Below are 9924 nucleotides of genomic sequence, written 5' to 3'. Positions count from 1 at the left end.
AAAATGCGTTAACCCGGATTCCTAGCCCTGCGCCGGCGCCGCCCCGGGCGCGCCGGCGCGCTTGGGTCGCAGGGCGGGCGGACGCCGGCGCGCACGGGTCGCGCTCGCCGGGGGGTGGCCGGCGCCCCATCTGTGGAGGCGAGACGAGGGGCGGCGCGGGAGCGCGGAAGTGGGGCGGCGAACCCGGCGCTGGCGCGACGACGATCCCTCCACCCACGGGCCGCCCCGTGCGGAGGCGGTGGTCTGCCCCCTGTGCGAGCGGCCGATCCCGCCCGGCGCCCGCCAGAGCCGGCACCACCTGACGCCCAAGCTGAAGGGCGGCACCCACGGCGGCACGGTGCGGCTCCACCAGGTCTGCCACTCGGCGATCCACGCCCGCTACAGCGAGGCCGAGCTCGCCCGGCGGCTCTCCGACGTCGCGAGCCTGCGCGGGGACCCGGAGATCGCCCGCTTCCTCGACTGGGTCCGCACCAAGCCCGACGACTTCCACGCGGCGACCCGGATGACGCGGGTGCGGCGCGAGACGCGGCGCCCGCCGCGCTGACGCTCGCCCGCAGGGTGAACCACTCCTTGCGGCCAGGCTCGCAAATCGAGCGGTCCGGCTTCTCCGGCTCTTTACGGGTCGCGGCTATAGCCGGAAGACCGCCCGTGGAGACGCACGATGCCCGCCCGCCCGAATCGCGAACCCGCCCTCTCGGTCCGGCCGGACGACCCGGTGCGGGCCGCGGCCGCGCGGCCGGATTCCGGCCGCCTCGCCTGGGTCGACGTGGCCAAGGGCCTCTGCATCATCCTGGTGGTGATGATGCACGCGACCCTCGGCACCGGGGAGGCGATGGGGGGCGAGGGCGCCCTCCACCACGTCGTGGCCTTCGCCAAGCCGTTCCGCATCCCGGACTTCTTCCTCCTGTCGGGCCTGTTCGTCGGGCGCGTGGTCGACCGCGACTGGCGCCTGTTCGCCGACCGGCGCATCGTCCACTTCGCCTACTTCTACGGCCTCTGGCTGGTGATCCAGTCCGCCGCGAAGTACGGGCAGGTGACGGAGGGCGGCGGGATCGGCGCCTTCCTGGCCCACCTCGCCCACGGCCTCGTCGAGCCCTACTCGACCCTGTGGTTCATCTACCTGCTGGCCGTGTTCTCGGTCGCCGTGAAGCTCCTGCGCCGGCTGCCCTGGCCGCTGCTGCTGGCCGGCGCGGTCCTGCTGCAATCGCTCCCGATCGAGACCGGCTCGACCCTGGTCGACGAGTTCTGCGCCCGCTTCGTCTACTTCGTCGGCGGCTTCCTGTTCGCGCCCCGCATCTTCGCCCTCGCGGACGCGGCGCGGGCGCGCGCCGGCCTCGCGCTCCTCGGCCTGTGCGCCTGGGCCCTGGCCGAGGGCGCCCTCGCCTTCACGCCCTCGGGCGTCGCGGGCTACCCGACGCTGGCGAGCCTGCCGGGCGTGAGCCTCGTGCTGGGCGCGGCCGGCGCCCTCGCGATCGTGGCCGGGGCGGTCCTGCTGACGCGGGCCGGGGGGCCCGTCACGGCGGCGCTGCGGACCTGCGGCGAGCGCTCGATCGTGATCTACCTCGCGTTCTTCCTGCCGATGGCGGCGACCCGCACGGCGCTGGTGCGCACCGGGCTCGTCGACGACGTCGGGGTGGTCTCGGCGCTCGTCACCCTCGCCGCCGTGGTGGTGCCCCTCGGGATCGAGCGGCTGGTGCGCCACACCCCCGCCCGCTTCCTGTTCCGCCGCCCGGCCGCCTTCCACATCGCGGGCGAGCGGCCCGGGGCGGCGCAGCCCCTCGGCCGGGTGCGCAGCGCCTGAGCGGAGCGCCGGGTCCGCCCCGCGGCGGGCCCGTTTACGGAATGGGAGCACATCTGACCTAGGGTCAATCCGGTCGGGCGCCGGAGCAGCCGAGGGTCACGTGAGACACTTCGCCTGGCGCGCGCGGGCGCCCGGGTGGCGCGCCCTCGGCCTCGCGCCGATGCTGGCCCTGCCCCTGCTCGTGCCGCTGAGCCCGCGCGCCGGGACCGTCGCGGTGGTCGGCGCGCCCTGGGGCGGATCGGCCGGGACGGTGGCAATCATTGCGCGGGCGGGCGGCGCGATCCTGCGGCCGGGCGGCCTCGGCAACGTGGTCGTCGCCCGCTCCGACCTCCCGGACTTCGTCGCGCGGCTCTACGCGGCCGGGGCCTGGCTCGTCCTCGACCCGGCCGGGGCGGGCGGCTGCGCGCCGCCGGCGCCGTCGCGTCCTCCCTCCTCCCTCGCATCGGGCGAACCATGATCGACCTCGACGCCTTCCGCCGCGCCTACGCGCGGTTCCTGATCGGCTTCCTGTGGGCCAACGTGCCGGTCGCCGGGCTGGCGGCCTCCGGCGGGCCCGTCCTCGTGGCGGTCGCCGCCTCCTCCTCCCTGGCCGGGGCCGCGACCCTGTCGTGGTGGCGCGACCCGACCGGGACCTGGACCCGGGCGATGACGAGCGTCGCCCTCGTCGGCATGGCGGCGGTCCTGGTGTTCGCCCTCGCGGGCCATCCCTGGCAGATCGACCTGCACATGTACTTCTTCGCCTGCCTGGCGGTGCTGGCCGGCTGGTGCGACGGGCGCGTGATCCTCCTCGCGGCGGCGACGACGGCCCTGCACCACCTCGCCCTCAACCTCGCCCTCCCGGCCCTGGTGTTCCCGGGCGCCGCGGGGGGGGACCTCGCACGGGTGCTGCTGCACGCCGCGATCGTGGCCGTCGAGGCCGGGGTGCTGGTCTGGATCTGCCGGACCATCGCGCGCTCCTTCGCGGCGCTCGTCGCCTCGGAGCGGGACGCGGTGGCGGGCCTGGAACGCATGCGCCAGCTGGAGGCGGTGGCCGAGCGCGAGGCGCGGGACAGCCGGGAGCGGGCGTGCGACCTCGAGGCGAGCCTCGAGCGCATGCGCCAGCTCGAGGCCGAGGCGGCCGCCATGCGGGCCGGCGCCGAGCAGGTCCGGCGCCAGGAATCGGCCCGGGTCGCCGACGGCTTCGAGCAGGCGGTCGGCGGGATCGTCGCCCAGGTCCGGACGGCCTCCGCGGAGCTTCGCCGCGCGGCGCACGGCATGACCGAGGGCGCCGGCCGGACCGCCTCGGGCTCCGCGTCCGTGGCGGCCGCCGCCGCCCGGACGGCCGGCGACGTCGACGCCGTGGCGGCCGCCGCCTCGGAGCTCGGCGGCACCGTCCGGGAGATCGGGCGCCAGGTCGGCCAATCGGCGGACCTCGTCCGGTGCGCCCTGACGGAGGCCGGCGAGACCGCCACCCTCGTCGGCGAGCTCAGCGCCGCGGCCGGCCGGATCGGCGACGTGGTGGGGATGATCTCCACCATCGCCGGGCAGACGAACCTGCTCGCGCTCAACGCCACGATCGAGGCGGCCCGGGCCGGCGAGGCCGGGCGCGGCTTCGCGGTCGTCGCCGCCGAGGTCAAGCAGCTCGCCGCCCAGACCGCCCGGGCCACCGGCGACATCGCCGAGCAGATCGGCCGCATGCAGAGCGCCACCGGCCTGGCCGTCGCGGCGATCGACGGGATCGGCGGGCGCATCCGGACGATCGACGCGGCCGCGGTGGCGGTCGCGGCCGCCACCGGGCGGCAGGGCGAGGCGACGCGCGAGATCGTCCGGGCGATCGGCGAGGCCGCCGCCGGGACCGGCGCGGTGACGCAGTCGGCCGAGGTCGTGGCGGGAGCGGCCGGCCAGGCCGGGGCCGACGCCGACCGGGTGCTCGCCTCCGCCTGCGCGATGGCCGAGGAGGCCGCGCATCTCGGCTCCGAGGTCGACCGCTTCCTCGCCACGATGCGGGCGGCCTGACGGGCGGGCCGGTCCCCGCCGCCCCCGGGACGCGTTGCCGCGCCCCGCGGGGCGTCGGGCCCGGGCCCTCGGGAAACCGCGGTAAGAGCCGGAAAACACTCGAGAATTTTTCGGTTAAGAGCCCTTAAACCTGCCTCATTTAACGTCTCTTCAGGACTCGTGCGGACCGGTTCGTCCGGGGTCGAGGGTAGTCTGAACGATGGCGAAGGGACGCGAGCGTGCCGGCCGGGTCGAGCCGAAATTCGACGCGGCCGAGGGCCGCTCGGATCCCTCGGCCCTCGACCTGCGCCTGTCGCGCAGCGATCGCGCGGGGGGCGGCGTGGCCAAGGCGAAGGCGGGTGCGCGGCCGGGCAGGGTCCCGGCCAGGGCGGGCGGCGGGCGCGCCGCGCCGGCGGGGCGGCGGCGCTCGATCCTCGGCCGCCTCGCCTACGGGGGGGTGATCCTCGGGCTGTGGGGGCTCGTGGCGCTCGCGGGCCTGGTGGCGTTCCACGCCTCGCAGCTGCCGCCCATCGACCAGCTCGCCGTGCCCAAGCGGCCGCCCAACATCGCCATCCTGGCGGCGGACGGCTCGCTGCTCGCCAACCGCGGCGAGACCGGCGGCCGCACGGTGGGGATCCGGGAGCTGCCGCCCTACCTGCCCCGCGCCTTCGTGGCGATCGAGGACCGGCGCTTCTACGGCCACATGGGCATCGACCCGATCGGCATCGCCCGGGCGCTCGGCCGCAACCTCACCTCGCGGGGCGTCGCGCAGGGCGGCTCGACCCTGACCCAGCAGCTCGCCAAGAACCTCTTCCTGACCCAGGAGCGCACCGCCTCGCGCAAGATCCAGGAGGCGATCCTGGCCCTGTGGCTCGAGCACAAGTACACGAAGGACGAGATCCTCGCGCTCTACCTCAACCGGGTCTATTTCGGCGCCGGCGCGTACGGCGTCGAGGCGGCGGCGCAGCGCTACTTCGCCAAGCCCGCCAAGGAGGTGACCCTCGCCGAGGCCGCCATGCTCGGCGGCCTGGTGCAGGCGCCCTCGCGGCTCGCCCCCAACCGCAACCTCGCCGCCGCGCAGGCGCGCGCCGCCCAGGTCCTGGCCGCCATGCAGGAGCTCGGCTTCGCCAAGCCCGCCGACGCGAAGCTCGCGCTCGCCCAGCCGGCCAGGCCCGCCCGGGCGGCGGGCGGCGGCTCGGCCAACTACGTCGCCGACCTCGTGATGGACGTGCTCGACGACTACGTCGGCAAGATCGAGACCGACGTCACCGTGCAGACGACCGTCGATCCGGGCCTCCAGGCCGTGGCCGAGCGCGCCCTCGTCGACGAGCTGAACCAGAAGGGCGGCCGCTTCAACGTCGGCCAGGGCGCGCTGGTGGCGATGCGGCCCGACGGCGCCATCCGGGCGCTCATCGGCGGGCGCGACTACGCCCAGAGCCAGTTCAACCGCGCCACCACGGCCAAGCGCCAGCCCGGCTCGGCCTTCAAGCCCTTCGTCTACCTGGCGGCCCTGGAGCGGGGCCTGACCCCCGACACCGTGCGGGAGGACGCGCCGGTCAGCATCAAGGGCTGGAACCCGGAGAACTACTCGCGCAACTACAGCGGCGCCGTCACCCTCCGGGACGCCCTCGCCCACTCCCTCAACACCGTGGCGGTGCGCCTCGGCCAGGAGGTCGGCCCCAGGGCGGTGGTGCAGACCGCCCAGCGCCTCGGCATCACCTCGGCGCTCCAGGCCAACGCCTCGATCGCGCTCGGCACCTCCGAGGTGACCCCGCTCGAGCTCGTCGGCGCCTACGCGGCCTTCGCCAACGGCGGCACCGGCGTGATCCCGTACGTCATCGCCAGCGTGAAGACCGTCGACGGCCGCATCGTCTACAAGCGCAGCCCCAACGGCCTCGGGCGCGTCATCGACCCGAGCACCGTCGGCATGATGAACGCGATGCTGCACGAGGTCTTCGTCAGCGGAACCGCCAGGAAGGGCGACATCCCGGGCTGGGACCTCGCGGGCAAGACCGGCACGAGCCAGGATTTTCGCGATGCCTGGGTGGTGGGCTTCTCGGGCACGCTCGTCGCCGGGGTCTGGCTCGGCAACGACGACGGCGAGGCGACGAAGCGCGTCTCCGGCGGCAACCTGCCGGTTGAGGTCTGGAACCGCTTCATGACCGCGGCGCTGCGGGCCGACAAGCCCGTGCCCCTGCCGGGCGCGGCCCGCTGGCGGCGCGGCAGCAACGCCGTCGCGTCGGCCTCGCCCGAGCCGACGATCGGCGGCATCATCGGCGACATCCTGGGCGGCGGCGCCCCGCCCCGCCCGGCCCCGCAGCCCGCCCGCACCGGCCCGACCCGCGAGGACAAGAACTTCCTCGAGCGGCTCTTCGGCCTCGGAGAGTGACCGGCGGGGCAGCCCGCCGTTCAACACCGCGGCGCAGGCCGCCTCCACGGTCATCCTGGGGAGCACGGGCGCCCCCGCCGAACGCCTCCTCGGCCGTGCTCGCCAAGCTGATCGAGGCCAAGTCCGGCCTGCTGACGCAGAAGGCGGAGCTCGACGCGACCGTGAGGTTCCTGACGGAGTTCAAGGGCACCGTCGGCACGCTGGGCGACTCGGCCACCACCGCGTCCGGGCAGCTCACCGCGATGAGCAACGCCTGGAGCATCCTCGGGGGGAACCTCGGCCACGTCGTGGGCTCGATCGACGGCGCCAAGACCTGTTCCGACCTGCCGATCGTGGTCCAGGCCTACCTCAACACGACCTCCTCGCAGTGGGACACGGTGCTGGGCAACGTCACGACCATCCAGGCTCAGATGGCGGGCGTGAAGGCCGTCAAGGTGCCGGGGAGCGGCGGCACCCTGGGCAAGCTCGACCTCGCCGCGGTGCAGCAGCTCCGCGCCGCCTGAGTCAGGGACGGGGCCGGCGCCCGCCAGCGGGCGCGGCCTCCCCGCCGCCGGGGAGACACCCGCGTTCCGAGGACGCCCGCCGCCCGGGCGGCCCGATCCGTGCCGGGCCCCCGGGCCGTGCTCCCCGTCGGGGCCTCGCCGGCGACGCGCCGGGTCCGGCCCGGGCCGGTCCCGGCGTGGCCCCGACGGGGCGTGACCGCCGCGGACGCGGGAACCGTCCGGCCGGCGCATTGACAGGCGAGGCCGATCCTGGCTCGTTCCGGCGCGGCCGGCAACGGCCGGCGCCGCGGGCCCCGCCTCCGCGGCGGCCCCGTCCCGATCCCGAGCCCGTGTCCCGATCCCTCGATCCTCCGTTCCCGGCGCCCGCCGCCCCGAAGGCTGCCCCGCCGCGCATCCGCGTCCCGGCGCTCTGGTCCGGCCGCCCGATGCGCGCCCGCCTGATGGTGGTGGTCGTCCTCATCGACGTGCTGGCGGCGGCGGTGTCGGGGGCGGTGATCGTCCTCAAGGCCCGCACCGCCACGCAGGTCGAGACCGCCGCCTCGATCGCCGTCGCCGAGCCGCTCGTCGCCGAGACGCTCCAGCTCCTCCAGGACGCGCCGGGGGCGGGCCTGTTCCAGACCCTGGCCCTGCGCTTCCGGGCCCTGCGCCACGTCCGGGTGGTGCTGGTCGACGCCGCCGGCCAGCCGGTCCGGACCGACGAGACCCTGATGCGCAAGGACGATGATCGGCGCCGCGCGCCGGCTTGGTTCGCCCGCCTGATCGCCCCGCCGGTGCAGCGCCACGAGGTGCCGCTCGTCCTGCGGGGCGCGCGCATCGGCACCGCCCTCGTCACCACCGAGCCCTCCGACGAGATCGACGAGGTCTGGGGCTACGCGCTCGCCCTCGGCCTCACCGGGCTCGCCCTCAGCCTCGCCATGCTGGCGATCCTCTACCTCGCCTTCGGGCGCGTGCTGCGCCCGCTCGCGGCCCTCGCCGCCGGCCTGACCCGGCTCGAGCAGCAGGATTACGGCGTCCGCGTGGAGCGGCCGGACACCCGGGAGCTCGCCGTCATCGCGGCCCGCTTCAACCGCCTCGCCGGCGCGCTCGAGGGCGCGCGGGCCGCCAACCGCCGGCTCAACCGCCAGCTCCTCACCGCGCAGGACGACGAGCGCCGCCGCACCGCCCTCGAGCTCCACGACGAGTTCGGCCCCTGCCTGTTCGCGCTCGAGGCGAACTCCTCCTCGATCGCCCGCATCGCCGGGACGCTCGAGGCGCCGGTGCGGGAGCGGCTGGCGCAGCGCACCGACGACATCTCGGCCATCGTCCGGCGCGTCCAGACCCTCAACCGCGGCCTCCTCAACCGCCTGCGCCCGGCGGGCCTCGGCCAGGTGCCCCTCGACCGCTGCCTCGACCTCCTGGTGCGCGACTGCGCCCGCCACAATCCCGGCATCGCGATCGAGGGCCGCTTCGAGGGCCTGCGCCCGAGCCACGGCGACCTCGTCGACCTCACCGTGTACCGCTGCGTCCAGGAGGCCCTCACCAACGCCCTGCGGCACGCCCGGGCCGGCCGCATCGCGGTCCGGGCGGCGCCGGCCCCGGACGGGGCGAGCCTGCATCTCAGCGTCGAGGACGACGGCGTCGGCGTCGGCGAGGCGCCCCGGCCGGGCCGCGGGCTCGCCGGGATGCGCGAGCGCGTCGAGGCCCTCGGCGGCACCCTCGCCCTCGACGGGCTCGCGCCCGGGACCGCCCTGCGGGTGAGCCTGCCCGTCGAGCCGGGCGCCGCCGAGGGGGCGACCGCGTGACCAGCGTCCTCGTCGTCGACGACCACCCGATCGTGCTCCAGGGCTGCCGGCGCCTCCTGGAGGATGCGGGCGCGGCGGTGCGCGAGGCGGGCGGGCTCGGCGCCGGCTACCGGGCGGCGCTGCGCCACCGCCCCGACGTGGCGGTGATCGACCTCGCCTTCCCGGGACGCGACCTCGGCGGCCTCGCGCTGATCCGGCGCCTCCGGGAGCGGGTGCCCGGGACCCGGGTGCTGGTGTTCAGCATGCACGCCGACCCGGACGTGGTCGCGCGCGCGCTCGCCGCCGGCGCCGTCGGCTACGTGCTGAAGGACGCGCCCGCGGGCGAGCTCGTGCGGGCCTACGAGCGGGTCCGGGCCGGGCGCCCCTACCTCGACGGCGCCCTCGCCGCCGCGGTGGCGCTCCTCGGGGCCGACCCGCGCCGGTCGGCTCTGGCCTCCCTGACCGCCCGCGAGCGCCGGGTGCTCGCCCTGCTGGCGCAGGGGCGGACCTACACGGCGATCGCCCGGGACCTGTCGGTCAGCTACAAGACGGTGACCAATGCCTGCGCGGCCCTGCGCCACCGGCTCGGCCTCGCGAGCCTGACGGAGCTGACCCACTTCGCGATCCGGCACGCGGACGACCTCGCCTGAGCCGGCCGGCCCCGCGAGCCTCGATCCCCGCGGGGGTGGGCGGCACCGCCGCGCGCCCCTGCTGCGGGACGGCACCGCGCCGCGCGGGGGAGCCCGGATCAAGCGGCATTCCGCGGCACGGCCAGGGTTTGACATGTAGTTTTTAGTTGTTCTAATTATGGTCTGGAACGGACGCCCCGCCCCGGGGCGCCGCGGAGGGACCAGGAATGGCGAGCACCCACGACGCGGCCTGCCAGAGCTGCCGCTACTTCGACGACCACGCGCTCAACGGGGCCGCGCCCCGGGGCGACGAGGGCCTGTGCCGCTTCAACCCGCCCGTGAGCCAGCCCGACCCCCACGGCCACGGCCTCTGGCCGGTCGTCGCCGCCGAGGATTGGTGCGGGCACTTCACGGTCGGGCAGATCCCGGCGGAGTGACGCCGAGGCGGGGGCAGGCGGCCCGCCGGCCTCGCCCCGGCCGCGCCCGGGGGCGCTAGGCTCCGCGTGTTTCGTCCGCCGCGGCGGGACGCAACATTGCGCCCGCCGAAAGGCCCGCGCCGGCGCGCGGGACGCAAAACCCCGGACACGTCCCCGCCCTATACCCCGGCCGCAAGAGAGCTCGGCACAAGAGCGGCGCGGAGGCGGACATGTTGGGCGTGGCGCGGATGATGCTGGTGAGTGCGATGCTGACGGTCGGCATCGTCGAGGTGGTGAAGCCCGGGGCCCCGGTCGCGGCCGGGCCCGCGCCCGTGGCGCTCGAGGCCCCGGCGATCGCGCCCATGGCGCTCAAGGCCCCGGCGGCCGCGCCGGCGGGCGCCGCGGCCTGCGGCGAGGCGGCCTGGCCCTACCGGCCCATCGCCTGCGTCCCC

The 9924-nt window shown here is 76.2% G+C and carries 10 protein-coding genes; all 10 read left to right on the top strand.

From position 1 onward, the window contains the following. Positions 1-169 precede the first annotated feature (169 nt). Positions 170-544, top strand: coding sequence for an HNH endonuclease family protein (locus DT057_RS32165; RefSeq protein ID WP_128566105.1), 375 nt, complete (start codon positions 170-172; stop codon positions 542-544). A gap of 117 nt (positions 545-661) precedes the next feature. Beyond that, positions 662-1801, top strand: coding sequence for an acyltransferase family protein (locus DT057_RS32160; RefSeq protein WP_128566104.1), 1140 nt, complete (start codon positions 662-664; stop codon positions 1799-1801). A 100-nt stretch (positions 1802-1901) separates the two neighbouring features. Next, the gene (locus DT057_RS32155) at positions 1902-2258 is read left to right on the top strand and encodes a hypothetical protein (protein WP_128566103.1); all 357 of its coding nucleotides are present in this window, start codon (positions 1902-1904) and stop codon (positions 2256-2258) included. After that, positions 2255-3796, top strand: a complete 1542-nt coding sequence (locus DT057_RS32150) for a methyl-accepting chemotaxis protein (protein WP_128566102.1) — start codon at positions 2255-2257, stop codon at positions 3794-3796. The genes DT057_RS32155 and DT057_RS32150 overlap by 4 nt, the downstream gene beginning before the upstream one ends. A gap of 199 nt (positions 3797-3995) precedes the next feature. Further along, complete coding sequence (locus tag DT057_RS32145) at positions 3996-6164, top strand: transglycosylase domain-containing protein (protein WP_128566101.1); 2169 nt, start codon at positions 3996-3998, stop codon at positions 6162-6164. A gap of 95 nt (positions 6165-6259) precedes the next feature. After that, positions 6260-6667, top strand: coding sequence for a hypothetical protein (locus DT057_RS32140; protein WP_128566100.1), 408 nt, complete (start codon positions 6260-6262; stop codon positions 6665-6667). Between the two features lie 425 nt (positions 6668-7092). Beyond that, positions 7093-8448, top strand: a complete 1356-nt coding sequence (locus DT057_RS32135; RefSeq protein ID WP_128566106.1) for an ATP-binding protein — start codon at positions 7093-7095, stop codon at positions 8446-8448. Next, the gene (locus DT057_RS32130) at positions 8445-9077 is read left to right on the top strand and encodes a response regulator transcription factor (RefSeq protein WP_128566099.1); all 633 of its coding nucleotides are present in this window, start codon (positions 8445-8447) and stop codon (positions 9075-9077) included. The genes DT057_RS32135 and DT057_RS32130 overlap by 4 nt, the downstream gene beginning before the upstream one ends. Before the next feature lie 206 nt (positions 9078-9283). Beyond that, entirely contained in the window at positions 9284-9493 is a 210-nt protein-coding gene (locus DT057_RS32125; protein ID WP_128566098.1) for a hypothetical protein, read from the top strand. Between the two features lie 209 nt (positions 9494-9702). Further along, on the top strand, positions 9703-9924 hold a 222-nt coding region (locus DT057_RS32120; RefSeq protein ID WP_203236439.1), incomplete at its 3' end, for a hypothetical protein.

This window comes from Methylobacterium crusticola, from assembly GCF_003574465.1.
Classification (GTDB): domain Bacteria; phylum Pseudomonadota; class Alphaproteobacteria; order Rhizobiales; family Beijerinckiaceae; genus Methylobacterium; species Methylobacterium crusticola.
Note: the sequence above shows the minus strand (reverse complement) of the source record. Positions and strands in the feature narration are given on the sequence as shown.